General features: G+C 64.0%; 26 protein-coding genes and 1 tRNA gene. 19 read left to right on the top strand and 8 right to left on the bottom strand.

What is annotated here, in order from left to right:
• The first annotated feature begins 65 nt into the window (after nt 1-65).
• The 13 genes from D9R14_RS05930 to D9R14_RS05990 all read left to right on the top strand — a co-directional run bounded on the left by D9R14_RS05930 (nt 66) and on the right by D9R14_RS05990 (nt 8,766).
• Nucleotides 66-611 carry a phage major tail tube protein gene (locus tag D9R14_RS05930; protein WP_121622378.1) on the top strand — a complete coding sequence of 182 codons (546 nt, stop codon included), beginning with the start codon at nt 66-68 and terminating at the stop codon, nt 609-611.
• A complete protein-coding gene (locus D9R14_RS05935) occupies nt 604-1,152 on the top strand; it encodes a hypothetical protein (RefSeq protein WP_147452963.1) in 549 nt (182 codons plus the stop codon). The genes D9R14_RS05930 and D9R14_RS05935 overlap by 8 nt, the downstream gene beginning before the upstream one ends.
• Nucleotides 1,152-3,065, top strand: coding sequence for a phage tail tape measure protein (locus tag D9R14_RS05940; RefSeq protein ID WP_121622380.1), 1,914 nt, complete (start codon nt 1,152-1,154; stop codon nt 3,063-3,065). The genes D9R14_RS05935 and D9R14_RS05940 overlap by 1 nt, the downstream gene beginning before the upstream one ends.
• Complete coding sequence (locus D9R14_RS05945) at nt 3,065-3,487, top strand: phage tail protein (protein ID WP_121622381.1); 423 nt, start codon at nt 3,065-3,067, stop codon at nt 3,485-3,487. Before D9R14_RS05940 ends, D9R14_RS05945 begins: the two co-directional genes overlap by 1 nt.
• Nucleotides 3,488-3,498: 11 nt before the next feature.
• Entirely contained in the window at nt 3,499-3,720 is a 222-nt protein-coding gene (locus tag D9R14_RS05950) for a tail protein X (RefSeq protein ID WP_121622382.1), read from the top strand.
• 55 nt (nt 3,721-3,775) lie between these two features.
• Complete coding sequence (locus D9R14_RS05955) at nt 3,776-4,798, top strand: phage late control D family protein (protein WP_121622383.1); 1,023 nt, start codon at nt 3,776-3,778, stop codon at nt 4,796-4,798.
• Between the two features lie 27 nt (nt 4,799-4,825).
• Nucleotides 4,826-5,158 carry a hypothetical protein gene (locus D9R14_RS05960; protein WP_121622384.1) on the top strand — a complete coding sequence of 111 codons (333 nt, stop codon included), beginning with the start codon at nt 4,826-4,828 and terminating at the stop codon, nt 5,156-5,158.
• The gene (locus tag D9R14_RS23050) at nt 5,158-6,399 is read left to right on the top strand and encodes a phage head spike fiber domain-containing protein (RefSeq protein ID WP_170168518.1); all 1,242 of its coding nucleotides are present in this window, start codon (nt 5,158-5,160) and stop codon (nt 6,397-6,399) included. Before D9R14_RS05960 ends, D9R14_RS23050 begins: the two co-directional genes overlap by 1 nt.
• The gene (locus tag D9R14_RS05970; protein ID WP_121622385.1) at nt 6,396-6,764 is read left to right on the top strand and encodes a hypothetical protein; all 369 of its coding nucleotides are present in this window, start codon (nt 6,396-6,398) and stop codon (nt 6,762-6,764) included. Before D9R14_RS23050 ends, D9R14_RS05970 begins: the two co-directional genes overlap by 4 nt.
• A gap of 36 nt (nt 6,765-6,800) precedes the next feature.
• Nucleotides 6,801-7,667 (top strand): glycoside hydrolase family 108 protein, encoded by an 867-nt coding sequence (locus D9R14_RS05975; protein ID WP_121622386.1) that lies wholly within the window; start codon nt 6,801-6,803, stop codon nt 7,665-7,667.
• A complete protein-coding gene (locus D9R14_RS05980; RefSeq protein ID WP_121622387.1) occupies nt 7,664-8,059 on the top strand; it encodes a hypothetical protein in 396 nt (131 codons plus the stop codon). Before D9R14_RS05975 ends, D9R14_RS05980 begins: the two co-directional genes overlap by 4 nt.
• Nucleotides 8,060-8,173: 114 nt before the next feature.
• A complete protein-coding gene (locus D9R14_RS05985; protein ID WP_147452964.1) occupies nt 8,174-8,521 on the top strand; it encodes a hypothetical protein in 348 nt (115 codons plus the stop codon).
• Entirely contained in the window at nt 8,518-8,766 is a 249-nt protein-coding gene (locus D9R14_RS05990; RefSeq protein ID WP_121622389.1) for a hypothetical protein, read from the top strand. The genes D9R14_RS05985 and D9R14_RS05990 overlap by 4 nt, the downstream gene beginning before the upstream one ends.
• A gap of 96 nt (nt 8,767-8,862) precedes the next feature.
• Here the strand turns inward: D9R14_RS05990 and D9R14_RS22835 are convergent, their stop codons facing one another.
• From D9R14_RS22835 to D9R14_RS06000, 3 genes are all read right to left on the bottom strand, one after another.
• The gene (locus tag D9R14_RS22835; protein WP_147452965.1) at nt 8,863-9,111 is read right to left on the bottom strand and encodes a hypothetical protein; all 249 of its coding nucleotides are present in this window, start codon (nt 9,109-9,111) and stop codon (nt 8,863-8,865) included.
• Nucleotides 9,112-9,211: 100 nt separating this feature from the next.
• Nucleotides 9,212-10,156 (bottom strand): sensor domain-containing diguanylate cyclase, encoded by a 945-nt coding sequence (locus tag D9R14_RS05995; RefSeq protein ID WP_121622390.1) that lies wholly within the window; start codon nt 10,154-10,156, stop codon nt 9,212-9,214.
• Nucleotides 10,157-10,523: 367 nt separating this feature from the next.
• A complete protein-coding gene (locus D9R14_RS06000) occupies nt 10,524-12,410 on the bottom strand; it encodes a putative bifunctional diguanylate cyclase/phosphodiesterase (RefSeq protein WP_121622391.1) in 1,887 nt (628 codons plus the stop codon).
• 1,828 nt (nt 12,411-14,238) lie between these two features.
• Here D9R14_RS06000 and D9R14_RS22840 point away from each other — a divergent pair.
• The 3 genes from D9R14_RS22840 (at nt 14,239) to D9R14_RS06010 (ending at nt 16,027) form a co-directional block, all read left to right on the top strand.
• Nucleotides 14,239-14,463, top strand: coding sequence for a hypothetical protein (locus D9R14_RS22840; protein WP_147452966.1), 225 nt, complete (start codon nt 14,239-14,241; stop codon nt 14,461-14,463).
• 168 nt (nt 14,464-14,631) lie between these two features.
• Entirely contained in the window at nt 14,632-15,486 is an 855-nt protein-coding gene (locus D9R14_RS06005; protein ID WP_210210814.1) for a DNA adenine methylase, read from the top strand.
• A gap of 10 nt (nt 15,487-15,496) precedes the next feature.
• Nucleotides 15,497-16,027, top strand: coding sequence for a nucleoside/nucleotide kinase family protein (locus tag D9R14_RS06010; RefSeq protein ID WP_121622393.1), 531 nt, complete (start codon nt 15,497-15,499; stop codon nt 16,025-16,027).
• Nucleotides 16,028-16,263: 236 nt separating this feature from the next.
• Here the strand turns inward: D9R14_RS06010 and D9R14_RS06015 are convergent, their stop codons facing one another.
• The 4 genes from D9R14_RS06015 to D9R14_RS06025 all read right to left on the bottom strand — a co-directional run bounded on the left by D9R14_RS06015 (nt 16,264) and on the right by D9R14_RS06025 (nt 20,919).
• Nucleotides 16,264-18,165 carry an AAA family ATPase gene (locus D9R14_RS06015; RefSeq protein ID WP_121622394.1) on the bottom strand — a complete coding sequence of 634 codons (1,902 nt, stop codon included), beginning with the start codon at nt 18,163-18,165 and terminating at the stop codon, nt 16,264-16,266.
• The gene (locus tag D9R14_RS22845) at nt 18,162-18,668 is read right to left on the bottom strand and encodes an ABC-three component system middle component 5 (protein ID WP_147452967.1); all 507 of its coding nucleotides are present in this window, start codon (nt 18,666-18,668) and stop codon (nt 18,162-18,164) included. Before D9R14_RS22845 ends, D9R14_RS06015 begins: the two co-directional genes overlap by 4 nt.
• A complete protein-coding gene (locus D9R14_RS06020) occupies nt 18,665-19,714 on the bottom strand; it encodes an ABC-three component system protein (RefSeq protein WP_121622395.1) in 1,050 nt (349 codons plus the stop codon). Before D9R14_RS06020 ends, D9R14_RS22845 begins: the two co-directional genes overlap by 4 nt.
• 482 nt (nt 19,715-20,196) lie before the next feature.
• On the bottom strand, nt 20,197-20,919 hold the full coding sequence (locus tag D9R14_RS06025) for an SOS response-associated peptidase (RefSeq protein WP_121622396.1): 723 nt from the start codon (nt 20,917-20,919) through the stop codon (nt 20,197-20,199).
• Nucleotides 20,920-21,030: 111 nt separating this feature from the next.
• On the opposite strand from D9R14_RS06025, the gene D9R14_RS06030 reads away from it, so the two are divergent.
• The 3 genes from D9R14_RS06030 to D9R14_RS06040 all read left to right on the top strand — a co-directional run bounded on the left by D9R14_RS06030 (nt 21,031) and on the right by D9R14_RS06040 (nt 21,729).
• Nucleotides 21,031-21,246 (top strand): hypothetical protein, encoded by a 216-nt coding sequence (locus tag D9R14_RS06030; protein ID WP_121622397.1) that lies wholly within the window; start codon nt 21,031-21,033, stop codon nt 21,244-21,246.
• 2 nt (nt 21,247-21,248) lie between these two features.
• Nucleotides 21,249-21,485: a hypothetical protein gene (locus D9R14_RS06035; RefSeq protein WP_121622398.1), complete on the top strand. Its 237-nt coding sequence runs from the start codon at nt 21,249-21,251 to the stop codon at nt 21,483-21,485.
• A 167-nt stretch (nt 21,486-21,652) separates the two neighbouring features.
• A tRNA-Pro gene (locus D9R14_RS06040) sits at nt 21,653-21,729 on the top strand.
• Nucleotides 21,730-22,921: 1,192 nt separating this feature from the next.
• Here D9R14_RS06040 and D9R14_RS06050 read toward each other — a convergent pair.
• Nucleotides 22,922-23,932 carry a dimethylarginine dimethylaminohydrolase family protein gene (locus D9R14_RS06050; RefSeq protein WP_121622399.1) on the bottom strand — a complete coding sequence of 337 codons (1,011 nt, stop codon included), beginning with the start codon at nt 23,930-23,932 and terminating at the stop codon, nt 22,922-22,924.
• Nucleotides 23,933-24,178 lie beyond the last annotated feature (246 nt).

Consider the following 24,178-nt stretch of genomic DNA (forward strand, 5'->3'; position numbering starts at 1 on the left):
CCGTCTCCGGCGCGGGGCGGGCTGGCGCCCGCGGCGTCGAGTGACCGGGACAAAGGAGAAAACCTATGGCGCGCAATACCATCTATCATTGGGAGGGCGTGAACCTCTATTGCGGGGATCACGAGCCGGACAAGTCGAAGCACCTGGTCATCAAGAACTTCAAGCTGGAAGCCTTCCGCGAGACGATGGTGGATCACCGCGCCGGCGGCGCCATGGTGGCCACCGAGTTCGCCGTGGGCATCGAGAAGTTCGGCGCCACCTTCGCCTTCTTCGGCACCGATCCGGACATGGTGGGCCTGTTCGGCCTCGGCTCCATCGACCGGCACATCTACACCGGCTACAACGCCTTCCGCGACCTGCAGTCCGGCAAGATCATCCAGCGCAAGCTGATCATCGAGGCGCGCCTCGGCTCCATCGAGGAAGACCAGTTCGAGAAGGGCTCGGCCATGGGCGCGAACTATGCGCTCAATGAGATCATGCACTTCGAGGAATGGTGGGAGGGCCGCACCGAGCCGCTGAAGGAGTGGGATTTCTTCACCGGCGGCTGGAAGGTGGGCGGCGTCGACCAGGCCGCGGCCTTCAACCGTGCGCTGGCGCTGCCCAATGGCTGACGCCATGAACGGAGGCGCCGAGAACGCGCCCATCTCTTCGGCTGACATGGAGGCCGAGGATGCGGCCTTCGTGCGCGATCTGTGGGGTATCGGGCAGGTCGACCCGGCCGATCTCCACCCGTTCCCCATGGACCGTGGCCGCTCGCTGGAGGCGGCCCGTTCCGCCGGCTTCGCCAGCACGGCGCCGGTGGAAGGGGAGGGGGAGGTGCCCGCCGCGCCGGAGGATACCGGCGAAGACCCGACGCCGGTGCCGTCCGCGCCGGAGATCGCCTATCTCGTGCCGCCCAAGCGCGAGGTGACCCTCGACCATCCGTTCCGCTATGGCGACCGGGAGGTGCGCGCCATCGCGATTCCGGAACCCCATCTCGGGCTCAAGCTGGACCTTGTCGCGGGCCTTCTGCCTTCGGCCTTCGACCTCGCCTGGGCGCTCACAAGCGAGCCCGCCGATCTCCTGCGCGCCTTGCGCGGCAAGGACGGCGAGCGGGTGTTGAAGGCGGCGGTGGATGCCCTGCCGCCCGAACTGCGCAAGGCGTATCGCTGATGGGTTCGCTCACTTCCGTCCTCACGCTGCGCCTGGTCGATCAGGTCACCGGGCCGGCGGCCAAGGCCGCGAAATCCATCAAGGGGCTCGATGCCGACGCGCGCCGCGCCTCCGGTGTCAAGGGCGGCCTTCTGGCCGCCGGCGGGCGGGCAGGGGGCCTCGCGGCGCTCGGCGGGCGCACGCTGCTGACCGGGGCGGCGGTGGCTGGCGGCGCCAAGATCGTCAAGGATGCGGTGACGGACTTCGCCGCCCTCGACCGCCGCATGAGCTATGTGGGCCTCACCGCCGACGCCACGGCCGAACAGACCCGCCGCGCCACGCTGGAGTTGCGCCGCATGGCGCAGATGCCCGGATCGCCAGGGCTCGACAAGACGGTGGAGGGCCTGGAATCCCTCGTGGCCTCGGGCCGCGCGCTGCCCGAGGCCATGAGCTTCCTGCCGGCGGTGACCCGCACCGCGGTGGCGGCCAACGCCTCCGTCGAAGACATCGCCACCTCGGCCGATGCGCTCGCCTCGCACTTCAAGATCAGCGGCGAGCAAATGCAGGGCGCCTTCGACACGCTGGTGGCGGGCGGCAAGCTGGGCAAGTTCGAGCTGAAGGACATGGCAAGATACTTGCCGTCGCTCGGCCCGGCGGCGGCGGCCGTGGGCTTCAAGGGTGCCGAGGGTCTCAAGCGTTTCGTCGCCGTGCTCCAGACCATCCGCGCCGGCACCGGCACGGCTGAAGAGGCGGCGACGGCTGCCGGAAACGTTTTCCAAAAAATGGAAAGCGAGGAAACGGTCAAGAAATTCTCAAAATTCGGTATCGATTTGCGAAAAGAAATGGCCAGGGCGCGCAAGGAAGGAAAAGACCTTTTTGAAACCTTCATTCAACTTTCTGGGCGGGCCTTGAAGGGCGACATTTCCAAGTTGCCCCAGCTGTTCACTGATGTGCAAGTTGCCAATGGCATGCGCGCGCTTATGACCATGCCGGATCTGATGCGCCAGTTCAATGCCGCGTTGAAGAATGTCGACGGCTCGACCATGAAGGACTTTGCACGCGTCGCAGGCGACGCGCAGGACAAGCTCGATCGTCTGTCCGCCGTGTTCAACGATCTGCAATTGCAACTCGGCGATGCCGCCGCGCCTGCAGCCACCGGCTTCATGCATCGCCTGCAATTGGAGATCCGGCAGGTGCAGGCACACCTTGAGGACCTCGCCGCCTGGTTCCAGCACAACACCGGCATGACGCCCGCCGAGGCGGCCCTCAAGCTCGGCAATTTCGGCGGCGAGACCGACGCGGATATGAAGGCACGGCTCGACCGCGAGGACGAGGAGCGCCGTAATCCGCTGCTCAGGGACGAGCGCGCCGCCCGCGGGCGCTACGAGAAGCTCGGCGGCTCGGTGGCCGCGCTCTCCGCCCGGGCCGGCAAGATCGACCCGCGCCGCGCCACCACCGGCGAGATGGCGGTGCTGGGCAATCTGCGCGTCGCGCAGGAGGAGCTCGACGCCGCGGTCAACGCCTATCTGGAGGCCGGCCGCCGGGCGCGCCAGGCCGAGTTCGCTGCGCCGGGCCCGGCCACGGCCGAGGACATGGTGGGCGTCGGCTCCATCGGCCCCCTGAAGGGCGCCCTCAACATGCAGACCGAGGCTGCGAACGCCGGAGCCACGGCCATGGCGGCCTTCACCTCCGCCATGGAACAGCAGATGGCGCAGACGCTGGCGCTCGCCGACCGCTTCGTGGCGCAGCTTCAGGCGAAGCTCTCCTTCACCGCCTCGCCCACCATCGCCCCCAACGTCGTCGCGCCCGCGGGCGGCGGGGCGCCGGCCGGCGGCGCGCCGGGCAAGCAGAGCCGGGCGCTCACGGGTTCGGATGCGCGCCGCATCGTCCGCTTCGAGGGCGACCGAATGTACAAGTCAACGGGCCTCGCCTGATGCTCTACCAGTTCGGCAGCCTGCAATTCACCGTCTGGCCGTTCAACGTGCACGGCATCGACCGCGACGCCTCCTACGACTTCGCGGCGCATCCCGTTGTGGGCGCGCGCCAGCCGCTGGAGGCGGTGGGGCCTGGCGAGGACCGCATCGTGCTGGAGGGCCGGCTCTTCCCGCACAAGCTCGGCGGCCTCTCGGCTTTGGAGGCCTTGCGCCGCATGGCCGAGGCACAGCAGCCGCAGCCCCTCATGCGCGGCGACGGCACGCCCTTCGGCTGGCGCGTGGTGACCAATCTCGGCGAGCGCGGCTCCCATCTCGATGGGCGCGGCATCGGCCGGCTGATCGAGTTCGAGGCCACCTTCGCGCTCACGCCGCGCCCGGCGGCGTCCGCCTGGTACGGCAGCCTCGTCAGCCTGTTCGGGTGAGGGGAGGGGCCATGGACTACGACATCGTCGAGGTCAAGGCCGATGGCACGGCGCTCGACCTCCTCATCTGGCGCCGCCACAAGCGGCCCATGCCGGGGCTGATGGAGGCGGCGCTGGACGCCAATCCCGGCCTTGCCGCCCACGGCCCGCTGCTGCCGGTGGGCACGATGGTGCGCCTGCCGAGGCCGCAGCCCTCGGCCGCCGCGCCCACCGTGGTGCGGCTATGGGACTGACCGCCCTTCGCGCAGGCGGGTTGGCCGGCGGCGCCTGCGCGAAGGGCGACGCACGATGACCCCGCTCTACCGCGTGCGCGTGGGCGGCATCGACGTGTCCTCGCGCGTCGCGCCCTTTCTCCTCTCGCTGGAGGTGAACCTCTCTGACGACCCGTCCGCGGACACCGCGCGCCTGGTGCTGGAAGACAGCATGGGCCGCCTGCAGATGCCGCCCGAGCGGGCGCCGGTGGAGATCGACCTCGGCACCAGCGAGACCGGCGCCGCGCACGTCTTCTCCGGCTTCGTCGACGTGCCGCGCGGCGAGGGCTCGCGCGGCGGCGGGCGCGAACTGCATGTGGAGGCCAAGAGCGCCGATCCGCAGGGCGACGCCAAGAAGCCGGCCGAGCGCCACTTCGACGATGTGAGCGTGGAGGACGCCCTCAAGAAGGCGGCGCAGGCGGCGGGCCTCTCGGTGCGGGTGCACCCGCATCTCGTCTCCATCCGGCGCGACTATCTCGCGCTCGACGGCCTCTCCTTCGAGGGCTTCGGCGCCATGCTCGCGGAGGATCTCGGCGCCACCTTCAAGATCATGGGCCGCCAGGCGCTGCTGATCCCGCGCAATGGCGGGCTCTCCGCCTCCGGCCGTCCGCTTGTGCCCATCACGGCGGCGGCGGGCGTGAACCTGGAGCGCTGGTCGCTCACGCCGGTGCGCGGCAAGCCGCGCTGGCGGCGCGTGCGGGTGCGCACGTGGGACCCGAAGAAGGCGAAATACACGTACAAGGACAAGGACGTGGAGGAGATGGAATCCTCCGACGTGCTCTCGCTCCGCCCCGCCGACGACGAGGACGCGGCCGACAAAAGGGCCGAAGGCGGCGCCGCCGAGAGCGCGCGCGACAAGGGGGAAGGCTCGGTCACCATTCTCGGCAACGTCGCAGCCCAGCCCGGCGCGCCGGTGACGGTCTCCGGCACGCGGCCCGGCCTCGACGGCACCTATCAGGCCGCCTCCATCCGCCACAGCCTGTCGCGCGGCGAGGGCTTCACCACCACCATCGATCTCAAGCGCCCCGCGCCCGGGGCGGACACCCGCAAGGCCTCTTGAGCCAACCTCTTTCCGGAGATGAGCCTCATGCGTGACTTCCTCTCGCGCACCGCCGCCATGCCCACCCGCGCCGGCCTCGCGCCGCTGCCGTCGGATCACGTCTGCGCGTTGCTGCTGGTCCCGGGCGTGTCCGAGCGCGTCGTGGTGCCGGCGGTCGCGCGGTTCGTGAACATCGTCGGCACCGCGGACATCTATGTGCGCTTCGGCGGCGCGGACGTGGTGGCGGCCGTGCCCGGCGACGTGGCGGACGGCACGGCCCCGACGCTCAATCCGGCGACGCGTCAGCTTCCCGACACGGTCACCCACATCGCCGCCATCAGCGAGGTGGCGGCGCGCGTGACGCTGGAGTTCTGGGGCTGATGCGCGGCGCGCTCGCGCTCGCGCACCCCTTCTCCGCGCGGCGACGGGGGGCGGCGCCCTGGTGGCTGGCGGATGGCCATCGGCTCGACGGCATCGCCCCGGTGCTCGCGGCCGACTTCGCGCGCGGTCGCTTCGCTCTGGCCGGCGCGTCGGTGCCGCTCTCATCGGTCCTCGCCGTCTCATCCGGCGCCAAACGGGTGGTCGATGCCAGCGGCGCGCTGGTGACCGTCCCGGCCAACACCCCGGCATTTGCCCGGCGCAGCGGGCGCCCGCGCCTCCTGATCGAGGGGCCGGCGACCAATCTCGCGCTCGACTCCGCCGCAATCCATAGCTGGCTGGCGACCGGGACACAGAGCCCGACACGCACGGGCAATGCCGTTCTCGCGCCGGATGGCACCATGACGGGGACGCAGCTCGATTACCCTGCCGCGACGGGCACCAGCTTCGGTTCCGTCTACCGGCTCATCACCTCGCCGGCAGCGAGCCCCGCCTACGCCTTTTCGGTCTGGTTGCGCGGGGCGCTCGGCGGCGAGACGGTCTATCTCACGTGGACGAAATCGTCATCGGTGCACCAGACGATCGCCTGCACGCTGACAAGCCAGTGGCAACGCTTTGTGCTGGTGTCGACGCTCGATACCAGCGGCGCCAACTACATCAACATCGGCCGCGATGGGCGGGCGGGCAATGCCGACACGCCCGCGCAGACGATCTATGCCTGGGGTGCCCAAATCGAGGCGGGCGAGATCGCGACCTCCTACGTCCCGACGACCGCAGCGGCGGCCTCGCGGATCGCCGACGTGGTGCAGCTCACCGCAGGCGCGGCGGCGGCCCTACAAGGCGTTGCGGCGTCCTATGCTTGGCGGGTCCGAGTGCCCGTGACGGCCGCGTCGCTGCCCATGCTTGGCCTTGGGTCGGGCTACGCCTTGCTGAGGGCCGGGCCGTCGCCCGGCACCTCCTTGCGGCTCGACGGATCAAGCGTCGCGACCATTTCTCTCGGCGCGGCGCTGCCTGGCGAGATCGGCGCGGTTGGCGCCTGGGACGGGTCCGGTCGCGCGGGTGCCGTCAACGGCGGCGCAGCGCTCAGTGACAGCAACACCATGGACCGCTCGCGCGCTTCGATCTGGCTCGGTGGTTATCAGGGCCTGCCGGCGGGCTGCGCGCTGGAGATCGACGAACTCGTGGCGTGGGCAACGCGTGGCTCCGGCGCAGCGCTCACCGGGCAGGCGAGGGGGTGGGCATGAGCGAGACGATCTTCAGCACGACGATCTTCCTGCGCTTCCCCGACCGGGAGACGGCCCGCGCGGCCTTCGCGCTGTATGGCTCCGGCACCGTCGAAGGGCCGGACGGCGCGCCCGTCTGGCCGTCCTGCGGCACCTATGAGGGTTACCGCTACGACATCGCCGTCGTGGGCGCGGACGGGACGATCTTCCGCCCCACCGGCGCGACCATCGAGGCCGATCCGGACCTCGGCCCCATGCCGGTGCTGGAGCCGGTCGCGGGCTTTCACGTCAACGTGCTGTGGCAAGGGCCGGCCGAACTGATCCCGGACTTCGGTGCGGCGCAGATCTATCCCGTCACGCCGGAATGCGTGTTCGCCGCCGCCTGAGCGGCATTCATCCCTGACAACCTGATGAGGTTACCCATGGTTGCGAGCAATTTCGCGCCGTCGCTGGCGGCTGTCCTGGTGCATGAGGGCGGGTACTTCAATCATCCCCGCGACCCGGGCGGCCCCACCATGAAGGGCGTCATCAAGCGGGTCTATGACGACTACCGCCGCTCCAAGGGCCTGCCCACGCGCGACGTGCGGCAGCTTGAGGAGAGCGAGCTTCAGGAGATCTACCGCCGGCGTTATTGGGACCTGATCCAGGGCGACAAGCTGCCCGCCGGCATCGACTACGTGGTGTTCGACGGCGCCGTGAATTCCGGCCCGGCCCAGGCCACCAAGTGGCTGCAGCGGGCGCTCGGCATCGCCGCGGACGGCGTGCTCGGCCCGGCGACGATCGCCGCGCTGGAGCGTGCGGAGGACCACGACGCAGTCATCGCCGATATCCAGGCCCGCCGGCTCGCCATGCTGAAGAACCTCAAGACCTGGGACGTGTTCGGCAAGGGATGGGGTCGCCGCGTCGCCGAGGCGAAGCAGCTCGGCCAGGCCATCGCCTCCGGCTCGGTGCATCTGCCGATGCCCACGGCCACGGCCTGCGGCAAGGCCTATGCCTCGTCCGCCAAGTCGCCTCCGCCCAAAGCCATCGGCGATGCGCTGGCCTCCGGCGGCACGGTCTCCACCGGCATCGGGGTCGCCACGGACGCGCTGGTGCCGGTGGCCGACAAGAGCGCGATGGCCGCGACCATCCTCACCATCCTGATGGTGGCGGGCGCTCTGGTGGCCGTGCTGGGCTACGTCTATCGCGAATGGGCCAAGGCCAAGGCGGCCGAGATCATGGACGCCCTCGACCTCAAGGCGCCCGACCTTGGAAGCACGGCCGAGCCGGCCGAGGCGGTGCCGGCATGAGCGCGCTTGTTGCTCTCCTCTCCGCCAAGTGGGTGGCGGCGCTCGGCCTCGGCTGGGCGCTGCCGGCCGCGGCAGCGGCCGTGAGCCTCGTTGCCACGCTGCTGTGCGGCGGGGACTGGTGGCTCGCGCTGATCGTCTCGGCCGGCGCCGCCGGCTTCGTGGCGCTCTGGTCCGCGTTCGGCCTCAAGCCGGCCTTGGCCTGGCTCGCCGGCGCCGCGGCCCTCGCCATCCATCATCTCGGCGTGCGCAAGGGCGCCGCCCAACAGGCCACAAGGGAGCGGGCCAATGCAGACCGTGCCGTCCAGCAGGCGGAGCGCGCGCGCGCTGACGCTGATCGCCGCAATTCTGACCCTGAGCGCCTGCGCGACGACGACGGGTTCCGGCGGGACTGACGTTTTCTGCCGCGCGGCGAAGCCGGTGCGGTGGTCCGTCAGGGACAGCGACGACACCATACGTCAGGCCAAGGCCCACAACGCCGTTGGGCGCAAGCTGTGCGGGTGGCGCTGATGGCCGATCTTCCGCCCGATCCCACCGTGCTCGGCGTCAAGCTGGCGCACCTTCTCGCCGGCGCCGCTGGCGGCCTGGCGCGCTCGCTCACCCGCCCCGGCGGCTCGCCTCTGCGCCATCTCTCGACGGCTGTGGTCGGCACCATCGTCGCCGGCTACTGCACGCCGGCGGGCGCCGCCTTTGCCGCGCGCTACCTCGCCTCGCCGGAGATCTCGCCGGCCTCGTTTGAGGGCATGGTGGGGTTCGTGCTCGGCCTCATAGGCATGAGCCTGTGCGACGCGCTGATGCGCTGGGCGCGTATCTGGCGCGACGGCCCGCCGCCGACCCTGCCGCCACTCTTCAAATGAGCGGCGGCCCGACGCCCCATCCCGATGTCGGCCCCTACATCGTCCGCACGCCCGGCCGGGTGGAACTGGTGGTGCCGCTCGCCGATGGCGACGGGCGCCAGGTGCTGCGGGTGCCGCTCCGCCAGCGCACGGGCCTGATGATGGTGGCCGACCTGGCGGCGGCGGCGCGAGACGATTGGTGGGCACCGCGCCGACCGCCGGAGCATGATGCACCGGAGCCATTCATCGGCTTCGCGGGGGAGTGAGCCGGGCGCCTCGTGGGGGGCAGACACCCGGCTCCCCGCCCACCTGATCAGGTTTGGGTGGGCGCGCAATAAAATGCCGGAAGATGGCCTCCCCTGCTACCCCTCGTTGAAGTTCAATAGGGGATTGGCGTTTCGCACCGCCTCGAAGCACTCCATGATCTGCTGGTGGTGTTTGAGCGCGGCGCCATCAGCCAGCATCGCGCCGCCTCCGCGCACTTGGATGATCCAATTAAACCCAGGATCACCGTCGTCACGCACGACGGTGATGGTGCCTGGTGGGAGGGTGCCTATGAGGGGACGTAGTGCATCCTGGATAGCCGCGCGGGCGCTGTCGGGGGTCATCATGGGGTGACCTTAGGCGGAGGCAAAGCTATGGATGCATTGTGGCGTAGTCTAAGCTTACGATGCAACCATATCACCCCACCCGGCCCGGTCGCTGGCTCGGCTAGGCTGCGTCGGGCACGCGAAACCACTCACACCCACCGCGATGTGTAGCCTTCGCGCGATAGAGTGCCGTGTCCGCGCATTTGAGTAGATCGCGCAAGTTCGATCCGTCTTGGGGAAAGATGCTGATGCCGATGCTCGCCTGCAACCCAATGCGGCATTCCAAAGCCGACCAGGGCAAGCTAAATTCGGAGAGGATGCGCCAGCAGGCCCGCTGAGCCTGTTGCGGCTCTCTTAGCCCAGGCAGAAAGACAACAAACTCGTCACCGCCGATCCGACAGACGAAGTCGGTGGTGTTCACACTGTTTCTCATTCGTGAAGCCACCTCCAAGAGCGCGGCATCGCCCACGTCGTGGCCGAAGCGATCATTGATCGACTTGAACCCGTCGAGATCAAGGAGCAAAAGAGCCGCGCTTTCTCCGGCGGACCTTTTCGTTGCAACCCAGTCGGCCCAATATTGCTGGAGTGCCCGCCGGTTCGGCAAGCCGGTTACCGTGTCCTCGAAGGCGATGCGACGCAAGGCATCCTCCATCAGGCGTCGCTGAGAAATATCATCGAAAATAGCTACTGCAACGCCAATCGCCGGCAGCAGGATGCCCCTGTGCTGGACGGTTTTCACCGTCCTGTCTGCACAAAGAACTTCTATATCAAATGCATCGATCTCCAATATATCAGTAGAATGATTGGCCCATAGCCTGTTCCATCGCTCCCGCGCTTTAAGGCGGTCGATTTCGCGCGGGTAGGATCGTTCTATCCAATCATCCGCAGTTGCGAATTCGCCATCATTATACCCGAATAAATTCTTAAAAGTCCGATTGACAAACTGAATGTCCCCGCCGGGTAGCTTCGCCCATGACACCGCGACGGGCAGTGCGTCCAGGAGGATGTGGAGATGCTCGTAGGATAGAGCGTCGGCAGCTGCCGCTCGCTTGAGCAACTCTTCCATACCGCGCACTCCCTCAACGCGTCGCTCGCTATATTCTTAATATATACAAAATCTTCGGTCCATGAAAGCTGGGCCGCGGTGATATTATTGGACGCGAATGACTGCTCAGTCGCCAGGGTACCGCAGCGCTAGCGTAGGCCAAGCGATGTCGCAATAGGGCCAGAGGCTTTATTCCAGTTTCGGTCTGAATGATGGCCGGGCACCTCGCGACGGCCTGCCGCACTGCCCACTGGCATGCCGGGGACATCTCGCGCTCACAGCATGACAGCCGCGTTTGCCGGGCGCCTGCTTCTGCGCCCAAAAAAGGAGGACGCCAGGTGCTTCGCGTCCTCATCCGCCGAAGCACTGACATCTTGGCGGATGCAAGTCATTGTGGTGCAGCTTGGCCGCAGTACGTGCGAGGCGACGCTTGCGGGCCAGACAATGGGCGGCGGGCGAGCTCGGTCTCGAACATGGCCGCGGGCATTGGCTTGCCAAACAGATATCCCTGGCCCTCCGGGCAGAGCCTGGAGCTGAGGTAGTCGCGCTGCAGATCCGTCTCGATCCCCTCGGCGGTGAGAGAGATGCCGAGCTCACGTCCAATCTGGATAATCGCACCCGTCACGGCGGCCTCGCGCGGCGACTGGAGCATCCGGCTGACGAAGCTCCGGTCGATCTTGATGCGGGTCAGAGGGTACTGGGTCAGCATGCTGAGCGACGCATAGCCGGTGCCGAAGTCGTCGAAGGCGATGCCGACACCGAGTTCCCTGAGCCTGTGCAGAGTATCCAGAACGGAGTCGTCGCTTGACAGTACGATGTTCTCGGTGAGCTCCAGTTCCAGCGCCTCGGACGGTAGCCCATAGCGGCCGAGGGCATGGGCCACGTCGCGGACGAGGTCCCCATAATGGAACTGCGCCCCGAAGATGTTCACCGCGATCCGGAAATCCTCGACCCCGCTGCGCATCCAGCGCGCGGCCTGGGCGCAAGCTTCATCGAGGACCCATGTTCCAACGGCGCCAACGAGGCGGCCCTTCTCAAGCTGCGGCAGGAAGGCGGCGGGGGTCAGCAGCCCGCGGGTGGGGTGCATCCAGCGGATCAGCGCCTCGGCGCCGGTCAGCGTGCCGTCCGCCAGCCGCACCTGTGGCTGGTAGAAGAGGACGAACTCTCCGCTCGTGGCAGCCCGGTGCAGGTCGAGGCAATAGACATGCCGCTCAGTTGCCGCCGAGCGCAGGTCCGGCGCATAGACCGCGCGTCCTCCGGCGCCCCCCGCTTTCGCCTGGTACAGCGCCAGGTCGGCATTGCTGATGAGCGTGACCGGCTCTTGCGCGTGCGCGGGTGCCAGCGCGACGCCGCAGCTCGCGGTGATACGGACCTCCTGGCTCGCGAGCTCGACGGCGGTTCCGATGGTGTCCTGGAGGCGCGCAGCCAGCGCCAGGGCCGTGGCCACCTGCTCAATCGGGGCGAGGACCGCAAACTCGTCCCCTCCAAGCCGGGCGACAGCCAGGGCGTCCACGCCCGCGCCGTCTCGCAGCCGATGGGCGGTCAGTTGGAGAATCTCGTCGCCCAGGTCCGGTCCGAGGATGCTGTTGATGTCCTTGAAGCCGTCCAGGTCCAGGAGGATGACCGCCGCCGCCGTGCCGTGCAGCAGCGCCTGCTCGACCTGGCGGTAGAACTGCGCGCGGTCGTCGAGGCCGGTCAAGGCATCGATGCCCGCCGGCGGGCGCAGGTCTACGGCGATGGGCTCCGAGCCGTTCTCCAGCGGCGCTTCCCTGGCGCAGACATCGATGCGCCGCAGCTCCAGCCGGTCTTCTGCCATGCGGGCCAGCTCGACGAGCCGCGCCTCGTCCTCGGCCGTGAAGGGCCGGGACGCCTTGGTATCGATGACACACAGCACGCCGAGCGCGTGCCCGTCCAGCGATCGCAGCGGAATGCCGGCATAGAACCGGATGCCGCCATCGCCCGTGACGAGGGGATTGTCGTGGAAGCGCTCGTCGGTGCGGGCATCGTGTACGACCATGATGCCCTGCTGCAGGATCGCGTGGGCGCAGAACGACACGTCGCGGCTCATGTCCACCTCGCCGATTCCCGTGCTGGCGGCGAAGAAGACGTGGTCGTTGCCGATCATGTTTACCGCGGCGATTGGCATGTCGAACATCCGCGTGGCGATACGGACGACGGGATCGAGGTCGGGCAGGGAGCGCTCGTCCGCAAAGCCGTAATTTCGCAATGCAGCAAGGCGTTCCGGTTCGTCCGCAGGAAAAAGAGGACATCTCATGGGATAAGCTCCCAGTGCAGGCCACAGTATCCGCGTCGGAAAACGACGCGGCACCTCTTAATTCCGAGGATAGATCTCCGCCGGTGCGATTGACAACCCAGCGGAACGGGCGAGTCATTCATAGCTCGGCGGACGGGGCGCGCGCTGTGATCTCAGATTTCCCTCATTCGGGGATGATCCGACAATGTTCTGGGAGACCTCGCGAGGGCCTCTGATCTCGCGGCGGCGCTGTGGACGATTGACGAGAGCTGAAGCCGCAATCTGCTCACCACCTTCTTGCCCGACATCGCCACCGCCATCGGCCTCGCGCTCAAGCGCCGGTTTCCCTGACCTTCTACTCGAGAGATGTACCCCCTCCCATCTGGTGCGACAGGCGGCGCTGATTTGCCCCTCACTCTGGCTCTTCCTCAGCGTGGGTTTGCCAAATGAGTAGCGCACACGACGTCACACCCGCACGTCAATCCGTTCATCATACAGGCGCTTGGACTGGTGGATCTGGTGGTGTCGCGTGAGGGATGGCTGTGCGCGCCATGTGCTGTGCGTTGTCCGACCAAAGCCGCGACTAATTTCAATTTGCCTAGTTGACTGCGCGCACATTGAAAGGCTCGAGACAGAGGCATAGGCTTCATGTGGCTTCGGGATTGCCGTCATTCTGATTTCCGACGCTCGCGTAACCAGCCGCGTGGAGGGTTACGGGACGAAGAGGAAGCCCCGCTGTTGCTCGATACGCGTCAGAATCAGACAGGATATCCATAAGTAAATTTAGCATAATCGCGCGATCGCGTGTGCGTAACGCTGCTTCAAAACTCATAAACATTAGAAGCGCCCGGTCGTCCGTGATATCAGTGTTCATTAGCGACTCATCGATGCAGACATAATCATGACAGATATAATATATATTATTTCTGCACGATATTGATATCAGTCAAATTGTACTTAATGTCTGGAATTTTATCTATTTTATACTGAAACAACAGGCGAACCAAAATCGAACGGACGCCAGGATCCGTTTCAGTCTGCAGTCGCTTTTCGAAAATCTTGATATTTGCGCGACGTACAAAGTCGTCATATTTGCCTGGCATCGCACACTCCTTTCAGGAGGGCTTTTCTGGCGAGGCGAGATTTTAACCCTTCTCTTCGAACGAGTCCAATTTAATCGGGAAGTGGCTTACATTCTCCGCTCGCGCTCATCTCAGGGCGGCAAGCCGCAAGGAACCGTATGGCCCGCTAATGTCTTAGGGTAGATCGGCTGTCAGTGCCAAAGCCGTCTGGTCGCTCGGATATCAAGATCATGGATTACTGGCTTGTTCTCGGCGGTAGCACGGCTTTTACGGCTGTCTGCTTCGCGCTCTCGATCTGGCTCGCAACTAGACCGTGGCAATAGGAGCCGGGCGCCTCGTGGGAAAGGTCGCCCGGCTCCCCGCCTACCCGGTCACGCGTGGGTAGACAGGACAAGATACCACAACCCAAGGCGTTGCGCCCCTTTCTTCGGAGGAGGGGCCTTTTCTCTCCAGGGCGAAGGCTATCCGCTCACCGTGTCCGACATCGCCGCCGCCCATCGGCCTCGCGCTTAAGCGCTTGTTTCCCTGAAGGATGAGCCGGGTCGTCCGCAGGTGGGACAACCCGGCTCCCGCCTACCCGGTCAGGGCTTGGATAGGCGCACTGCGCCTAGCACGACTGTCTCACGCGAGCACGAATATCGTCGCGCAAACAGCCGTTATCGCCTCCGGCAGCATCCTGACCACGAAGCGTGAAATTGAAAAATGTTTCATTGATGAAACGCGCAAATCCTCCTACCGTCAAGTTTACGCGGGGAAGGGTTGGATAAATGAACGAAGAGCAGGCGGCCGAATACATCGCTTCTTTAGCTCGTGGGTTACAAATTATCGCTCAATCGGCAAAATTTGAAACAACGTGCTATCTCTTGAGCATGATTATGCTCGATCTGGCGCCGGTAGTCGCAGGTCAGCCCTCGCCGGACGAACAGGCGCCCGAACCGGCCGCTACGGATGGCAGCCATTCTGTGATGCAGGTTATGGGCTCGCTCACTTGATCGAACCCGCCCCGCGTCGCTGGACGACGGGGCAACGGACGCTGCAACGTCCGAGTGCTGCGGGAATTCCTGGAAGAAGCCCCGCCCAGCCCGACCACGTCCGTGAAGGCTGCCCGCCGTGCGCACCGGTGCGCGGACGGAGCCTAGCAAGTTCACGGAATGTTCTCAATGCAGCAGCCGCTTTTTCGCAGTGTGCGCACCGTCTCGCCCGCTGCCCCCTACATCGGCGGCAAGAGGCAGCTAGCGGCCCGCCTGGTGGCTGTGATCGAGGCCGTGCCGCACGAGACCTATGCCGAGCCGTTCGTCGGCATGGGCGGCGTGTTCCTTCGCCGCACGAAGGTGCCGCGCTGCGAGGTCATCAACGACATCTCGGGCGACGTGGCGACGTTCTATCGCATTCTGCAGCGGCACTATGAACCGTTCATGGACCTGCTGAAATGGCGCATCACCAGCCGCGACGAGTTCGAGCGCCTGCTGGCGCAACGGCCTGAAAGCCTCACCGACCTGGAGCGCGCAGCGCGCTTCCTCTATCTCCAGCGTGCCGCCTACGGCGGCAAGGTGGCCGGCCGCACCTTCGGCGTCTCACCGGGCACGCCCGGCCGGTTCGACGTGACGCGTCTCGCGCTGGTGCTCGACGAGCTGCACGGGCGGCTCTCGGGCGTCATCATCGAGCGCCTGGCCTATGCGGACTTCATCGCCCGCTACGACGCGCCGGGCACGCTCTTCTATCTCGACCCGCCCTATGCCGGCAGCGAAGCGGACTACGGCGCGGGCGTTTTCTGCGCCGGGGACTTCCCGCGCCTCGCCGCGCAACTCGCCGCGCTCAAGGGCCGCTTCATCCTCTCGCTCAACGACACGCCTTTGGTGCGCGCCGCCTTCGCGGCCTTCCCCATGAGCGAGGCCACGGTGACGTACTCGATCAGCCAAGCGGCTCCGGCACCCGCGCACGAACTGATCATCCGCTCACCTGGCCTGCCGGACAGCGTTGGGCAGAGCGACCTGTTCGCTGAAGCCCCAATGTGAGGACTGCCTATTGAACCAGATCGTCATCGGATTCGCCGGCCGCGCGGGCGCGGGGAAGACCACGGCGGCGCTGCACCTGGTGGAGCATCACGACTTCGAGCGGGTGCGCTTCGCCGGGCCGCTGAAAGCGATGATGCGCGCGCTCGGCTGTACGGAGGAGGAGGTGGACGGGGCGCTGAAGGAGACGCCCTGCGCCCTGCTCGGCGGCCGCACCCCGCGCCAGGCAATGCAGTGGCTCGGCACCGAATGGGGCCGCGACATGATCGCGCCCGACCTGTGGACCCGCGCCTGGGAGCACGCAGTCGCCGGCAAGCCGCGCGTGGTGGCTGACGACGTGCGCTTTCCCAACGAGGTGGCGGCGATCCGGCGGCTGGGCGGGCGGGTGATCCGGATCGTGGCCGCAGGCGATGAGCCGTGCCCGGGGCTCGACCATATCTCCGAGCGCGGCGGGATCGCGTGCGATGCCGAACTCATCAACACGATGGACGAGCAACTCCTCGGAGATCTTACTCGATTGATGGAAGCCAATGCGAATGCTTGAAACTGTCCCAAGGCGGCCCTAAAGATACGCCGTTGCAAACGCCCGCTCTGTGCCCCCAAGCCGGTCGTAGAAGGTCGCCGTCGCTCTGGCCCGAGAGCGGACTTAGCTCCGTGGCGGCGTCACGTCGCCTAGGCGCCAATGGCGGTCCCGAGCATCGAGTCGACCAAGTCGAATTGGTACATCAAATCGCCTGTTCGGGCGGATGGTAAAAAAGCTAGCTCGCAACGCGGGCAAAATTAGACATCTCTCAATGTCTTATTGTCCCGCGTGTACTTCGGGCCTACCGTATATGAGCTCCCTTCCAACTCGGGCGCGAGCATTGACGTTGTAAATATGATTTGGTGGGGCATCTTTATCTTCTCAGCTTCCTTGATGATGATCCGCTGAAAATTGTGGCTACGGTCCTGTTCCATTCCTTTGTCTTCGACGTTGTCCATTAGGAGCAGCCTTGGGTGCCAGAATTCCTTGTCATAGCACGCAGCGAGAAAAAGCGAGAGGATAGCCGTGTTCTTCAGAACGACGTTGCTGCTTTCGGCGAAATTCATCTTTCCATCGACCAACATAGCGTCGTCGCCGAAGTCGACGGACAGAATCTGCGCAGTCTCGAAGCTGTCTTCACGCTTAAGGTCATCCTTCAGTATCCGTCGGCCGATGACCGAGACCGAATTTAGTGCCTTCATCCGCCTCGAACTCGCAGACGCTGAAAGCCGTCCAAGCCTTACCTTCAACGCTTCTATCGCGTCATTGAGTTGTCCTCGCTCGAGTGACAGCCTGTCGAGGCGCTCAAGGACACTTCTTAGACCATCAAGGTAGGAGATTTCCTGCTCGATCCGACCGAGTTTTCTGTTACGCTCAGCCAGAAAGCTCTCTCGAGGCGAATTGCTGACGTCGTATCGCGCGGAAAACTCGATCTGTAGTGTCGCGAAATCCCTCCGGGACGCCCGTATCGCTGCTTTGAGTTCCTCGAGTTCGGTCGCCCGCGCTGTGGAGAGCTGTCTCGTCTCTCTTAGCTGCATTTCCAAATCGATCTTGATCTCGAAAAACTTCGACCTCGCAGCTTCCTCATCGACCACCTGGTGGCAGACGATGCAATGCTTTTCGTCCGCGCCATCCAGCGGCTTCAAGCAGGCGGGGCAATACTGAAATTCGATGCCGCCGAGCGCCTCTGCCACCGTTTCAGCAGATTTCAAGCGCTCGGCCTGTTGCTCAAGGTGATTAAGAAAGTCGCCGAGTTCTTGAATTTCGTCCTGAAGCTCCATCGCTTCCTGGTCCCGGCCGTTCAATGCGTTGGCCGCAGCCCGGACCTTTGATAGCATCGCCTTTCGTTCGTTAATAAAGGAATCGGCAAGCTCGTCGTTTACAAACTCGTCGACACGTGCGATCTCATCTAACACTTTTTCCTTAGCGGAATTGAGCTCTTGCACCCTGTTGATCAGCGTCTGAACAGATGCCAGCCCTTCGGAATTTGGCAACCCAGCCAAAGTGGCGCGGTACAGCCGATCCTTTTCAGTGTACTGATTGTTAAGCTCCCGGAGCCGAATTTGACCGTCATAAAGATCGTAGCCATTGATGCCGATAAGCAGTTGTCCGACCGCCTCTCTGATGTCTCGCGTGTCGAAGCTCTCAAAGCGGAACAATTTTCCGGCAGGGGTCTGTTGGTCGGCGTAAAGTAGACGCATCACCTGGTGCATGGTGACATTGGAGTCGCCTGCATTGGGAGCGTCAGGAATCGCGGCTGCCCGAAACAATACCTGCGAGAGCGACAGTTCCTTGCCACCTGAGGGCCGCCTAATCGGGAGCCGTTCCCAATCCCCGACCCCATGACCATCAGAGTCATCCATCGTGCCGTAGAAAATGTAGGCTGGCTCCAGCTTGGTGCGCACGCTGCGATGCAACGTGAGCACTGACTGCGCAGTCTCGATCTCGATCTGAACCGCCGTGCAGTACCTCGCGGCGTCTTTCCACCGATCAAACTCGCCGCCCAGGCCGAAGAAAATGAAGTCGGCGATAGTCGACTTGCCGGAACTATTTTCTCCTCTGATTATGTTCACGCCGGGGTGGAACGCCTCATCATACGCCCTTGTGGTGCCTTTAAGCACCCGAACACGCCTGATCGTGATCAGAGGTATCAGTGTCATGTTCCGATCCTCATCAGACCTGTCGCAGCTCTAAGGCCGCCCCGCCCGACACCTACCATCCTGAATTCCGACGTAAGAAAATCCGCCACTTCGGACTCCAATGGCAAGACAAGTTTTCTGCCGAGCGAGCGGGCGAATCTCTGACCATCCTCGCTCAACCGAAACTGCCCAGAATCGGCAATACGAAGGTCGCAGAGACCTCTTCCCAGCATGTTATGCAGCGCCTCGCTCTGAATGCCGGACATTTTCTGGTAGAGGACCGCAGCAGACGGCAATCGCAGAAATATCTGATCTGGGCGGGGTACGCGGAGCTCGTTGAAAGCCTTGCGCGCATCGGACGTCATATTTGTTTCATGCAGCAGGCTTGGGTTTGCGAGATAGAAATCCGAAACGAACAGCCGCTCACGAGTTGGCCCTTCCCCGCTCCACCGCGACATAAGAGCGGTGTACCGACGAACTGTGTCGAAGACGTCGAGTTGGGCATACCACTGACGCACCTTCATGGCTTGTCCCACCGCACATGGCAGCGCTCAGTCAGAAAATACAGAGCGTTCATGATCGTGGTAGTCGTTGCAGAACTCGTCCCATATTTTGTCGCCAGCGGTTCGACTACTTTTTCCTGTATCGCAGTCGAAACCACTTCAAGGCTCGCGCCTGTGCAAATCAGGGGATGGTAAACAAGGTTTTGAAAGCGCTGTTCGATGTCGAGCAGTATGTCGTTATGAAGCTGTGACGGATATTTTAGTAGCCCCGTTTTCTCGAAAAGTCTGGCGAATTTGCTCTGGGATGAGTTTGCAAACAGATACTCGTGCTCGCGCCCGGCAGCGATCATCTTTGTATGCAGATCTCTTCTATCCAATGGGCTCGGCGAAGACATGTCATCGACGTCACCGAAAGAATCGGGAGGCGCAGCCGCAGGAGGTGGCACAATCGTCTTCAGGCGAAAAATAAGACTGACATAAATTGGAGATTGCCTACTCAGGGGCGCACAAATCGCGTTATGGTCGGCGTCGACGGGAATTGGGGTAACGCCACTTATGCCGGGATCGGCGCTTTTCTGATCCACCACGATCATCGATTTGCCAGTCTTGAACTTCTCGTAGTAGGCCACCACGATCATTGGTTGCTTCACACAGTGAGCGCGAAAGCTCTCATTCAGCTCTGTCAACTCACTGGAATCCGCTTTCAGCTTGTCGATAAAAGCGGACTTCAGACCAAGCGACAAGAAACTTAGAATATTCGCGAGGCCTGACCCGCTGTGTGGCGTCGCAATGAAAAATACGCCCCGACACTGATCCGCGATCTGCTGCCACGGCTTCTCCGCGGAATCTCGCGCCGTCCGAAGCATCTGCTTTATCAACAAGCCGCCAAGACTATGACCGACAAACACTATTGGCCTATTGCCGATGCCATAGGATGACATCGTTTCGAGACTTGATTTGGCCCGTTCAAAAAGGTCCATTTCCTTTTTGGCCCACCTCGCGAACAGACTCGCAGGATATCCAACTGCATACATATTGAGATAAGGCAGATCGGCCGCGAGCCACATGGGCCAATATGCGCCCTCGGGTTCCGTACTTCCCTTTGAGCTCCATGTATCTATGGGACTGCCAGTCAAACCGTGAACAAAAATGACGTCGGCGCATCCCGATTGATGCACTATTGTGGCGAAAGGAACGTCATCTACAGTTGTCAAGATCAACCCTATTCACAGTTGGCTATAACACTGTTATATACGCGGAAAAATCTGATTCAACCTAAGCGTGTCGATATCGGCAACTCAAGTGCTGGGAACTTAGTGCCGACGGGGCCAACGGAGACGAACTTTTCTATCCTCGTGGGGGCAGAATAACCCTCACAAGTTGTTTGACATTCCACAAGCTAGACTGATCGATAGGATGTCCGCAATGGGTCGGACGCAGAACGGTGGCTATCTGCATAACGGCAGCCAAGACCAGCCAGTCAGCTCCCGGACCCGGACGTCCAGACGGGCACTCCGGAACGCCCTTGCTGGCGCTCGACGGCTTCTCGCTAAATAGAGTCATCGGATCTGGCGCCCTTCGCCACAATCTCAAGCGCACCCGCTGCCAACGGCCGCTGCAGCCCCTTCGCCTCCTCCCACGGCGCCCGCATCCAGGCGTCGACCTCGTCTGCCTCGGTGAGGATGACCGGCATCGCCTTGGGGTGGATGCTCTTCACCGGCTCGGTGGGCTCGCAGGTGAGGAATCCATAGAGGTTGAGCGTCTCCACGCCCGTCTTGATCTTGCGCACCGAGGTCCACCCGCCCACCCAGATGCCGGCAAAGAAGGCCAGCGGCCGCTCTTCCGACAGCGCAAACCAGATGTCGCCGCCGGCTGCCTTGTTGTGCTCGCTGAAGCTGGTGAAGGGCACGAGGCAGCGGTGCGCCGGCCCGAGCCAGCGCTGCCAGTGGCGGCTCGCGGTGTTGCGGATGTTCGTGGTGCCGCTGTCAGGCTCCCGCCGCAGCAGCTCCTTGAAGTCCACCTCCTGGCCCTTGGCCTCGAGCTTCGCCGCCCGCTTCTTCGCCGTCTCCATCAGCGCGAATTGCGACGACGGCATGCCCCAGCGCGCCATCGCCAGTTCGCGCACCCCGTCGGCGCCTGTCCTCACGATCGGCGCGGAATAGTCCGGGAAGATGCCGGGCAGGGGAGGCAGATTGCCCGTCGTGTCGCGCATGGCGCGCGAGAGCGCGATGATGGCCGCCTGGCCCTTGGTGAGCGAGTAGAGGTTGCACATTCGGTTGATGCTATTACCCGCCGCCGCGCTCTTCCACCCCCTATATCTCGTGGCTTGTTCTTTGTTCGTTCTCGTGGAATGGATAGGCGCGCCACCAGTCCGGAGACGACCATGCCGAGCGAGCCCGCGCCCGCCGAACGCTCACCTTTTGACGTCAGCGAGGCTGAAATCGATGAGGCTCTCGCCACCTGCGATGGCGACGCCCGCGCCACCATCCGCGCGCTGCTGATCGGCCAGGCCTATCTCGAGCACGAGATGTCCCGCCTCCAGTCCGCCGCCTCTGCCGGCTTCCGCCGGCGCCGGCGCAGCGCGGCGGGGGAGGGGTGAGCATGGTGCGTCGGACAAAGCGCTATTGGTGCAAGATGGATGATGCGGCGGCAATCGCCGTCATCCAGAGCACCCGCCAGAGCGTAGCTGCCCTGGCAGCGAAGGCTCCCATCCGTTCGGACGCCTACCGGGCCCTGCGGGACCTCATGACGGATCTTTCCCGCGCCGCGCTCGCCTTCGGCGTCGACGTGACAGCGCCTCAAGCGGTGCGCCCGTCCGGAGTGGATCAACCACAGTAGCGGCCTCGGCCAAGGGGCAGAACGGAGCAGGAATCATTCCGGGAGTTTTCCGGGACTTTGTGCGCGCAACGCCCGAATTTGCCCCCTTTCCGTTCTCTTCGCCCCCGCATCACCGCTTGCGTTCAAGCGCCCGAAAATGTAGCAAGGGCGCGCCTCCACATGGGCATCGGAGCATAGCGCAGCCTGGTAGCGCATCTGCTTTGGGAGCAGAGGGTCGCAGGTTCAAATCCTGCTGCTCCGACCATTATAGTAAGTTGCGATGTAACGATTTTCTGGTTGTTTCACTGAGCGAAAGCCGTCGATAAATTTGACCGTGTCGCCACCGAATGGGTCCGCCAGTGCTGGCCAGCTTGGACTTGGGGGACTCGTCCGTAATGCGCCAGGCGCAGACCTTCCGGCAATTTCGCTAAAGCTGGCACTCGGTAACCGGGGCTTTTGATGGCAGAGCGCAAGGCGATACCGTCAGGGCCAAGACTGCGATTGTTTTCCGGGGTATCGGGCCATTGCCAGAATCTAGACTGTCTTGTGGCGCTATTCTCGGTCGAACTGGGCGGTGAGAAGCACATTGCCGAAATTGCCCATGTAATTCAGCATGGCAAAGTCGGGCGCGCCACGAGGATCTCAGTTTAAGGCTAGTATTCATCCATTAATGCTTTGTGTGATCTGGGTGCCTGCGTCAGTTGTGGACGTTTCTCTCTCCCTTTTAGGTGGGGTTCCATTTTATCAGCCTCTGCATCTCCACTCGGGCCTCGTTGCGAATCGAGGAGCCTGGGTAGGCGAGGGGTTCTCCGCGAGCCTTCGGCCGCCGGGGTGCGCCTGGCTTTCTCGGCACATTGGCAAGAGGGCGCGCCCTAGCACTCGCCTTAGAAGGGAATTTCGTCGTCGAAACCGGGAATAGGCGCCGGTCGAGCGGCCGGCGATGTGGGGGCGACAGTCGCCGCACCCTGGGCCGCTTGAGCGATCACCGACGGCTCTGCGCGCGGATCAGTCCGGCGATTTCGTCAGAACGACTGATAGCTTGGTCTAGTGGAGTTCCGAGGATCTGCCTGCCCATTAATGAACAGCGGCATAGGTGCCGGTAGGTCGGGACCGATGACGATCGCCTCTTCCGGTGCCAGCATAGGAACGAACTGAGCAGCGCCTTTGTCGAGATCACCGCAGGCGCGGAACGCGCGGACCGACCCTTGGTAGCCGAGAAACTGGCTTCGAGATTTCCGGCCAGGGCAAATCTTCAACGGGCAGGGTGACTGCGCTTGCCGTCCCGCCCGCTGGCGCCGTGGAAAGATCTCGGCACTATTTTGCCGGATGAATCTCAACGCGCTCAGGATAGACATGCTGCGCGCGTTTCGATTCTCGTGGGACCTCTACTTCGATCAGAGCCTCAACGGCGGACACGCCATTTGGGCACGAGCCATGATCGACGCGCGTCCGCTCTATCACGCGGGTTCGTCCTCACGAATGATCGGCATGGTCAGGCAGTGAAGGGTCCCGCTATTGCGGGGGAAGGTGAGCGTGTCGAGGTCGACGCCGATAACCTCAAGGCCAAGATCCTCAAGAAGGCGACGGCCAAGACGGCGCTGTTCCTGGACACCGTCATCATACAGCACCCGTCCGGGGCGTAACACCACCGTGCCTTCCACGTAGGTGCCGGCGGGCTTGTCGATCACCTCACATCCGGCATCTCGCGAGAGCCAGGCGCCGAACCAGTCGGGAACGCAGGAGCGGTCGAGTACGGCGGTGCGCACGTTCACCATGGTCAATGGCACGTCGAGGTGGCCCGAGGGGTGCTTCACCTCGACGAAGCGGACGTCCACCTCTGGGTCCGCTGCCAGGACGACCTCCTTCACCTGCCGCGCACCCTCAGCGTTGCCGCGCGGCGTGATGCCGATGGCGAGGTGCTTGGGCGTCACCCAGACCACGCTGCCACCCTCCATCGTGGCGGAACCGTTCAGCGTGTGCAGGATCGGGCAGCCGATTGCCGCGTAGGTCTGGGCGGTGGGCGGTTCCTCGCCGCGCCGGAGGGCGTCGTAGAGGCGCCCAATGATCACGCCGCCCCTGACCGTGAAGGACGGATCTCGCGTGTAGATCGACTTGACGAGGCGGGCGCCGGCTGGCGCCTCGGGCTTGCGCAGCACCACCTCCACGCCTTCGGCCTTCAGGGCGGCGGCAAGTCGGCCATGGGCCGCGATCATGGCGGACAGCTCTGGCTTCTCGGTGTAGCGCCAGCGCGAGAGGGGCTCGGCGATGGCGCCGATCTCGGGACCCGGCTGGTGCAGCAGGACCGCGCGCAGGCGCCCGACCTCCGTGGGCGCGCCCCACGGGCGACCCCAGTAGTGGGCAACCTCGTCTTCGAAGCGGGTGGTGAGCGGCGGATGATCTTTCAGATAGATCGCACCAAATTCAGCTATCTTGGCCGTGATGTCGGGAGTTGTCGTGCTCTCTGACATTGTTGTTCTCCTTTTTCTACTTGTCCACACCGCCTGATCTGGTTGAGATCCGAGGTTAGTAGAGAAAAAGGCTAGGATGCAGATGCGGCTCCCGTCCAATAATGAAAGACGCCGGTCTCATATCGCATTTCATATACCAACCGGGGGCCGAGGAGATGATGGTCCCGTGACGGCAAGGGCCGGGCAGGCGACGGCGCGGATCGAGGTCGTCGTATCGGCTGTCGTTTCTTTTATGATTGTCAAACT

Source organism: Xanthobacter tagetidis (assembly GCF_003667445.1).
GTDB lineage: Bacteria > Pseudomonadota > Alphaproteobacteria > Rhizobiales > Xanthobacteraceae > Xanthobacter > Xanthobacter tagetidis.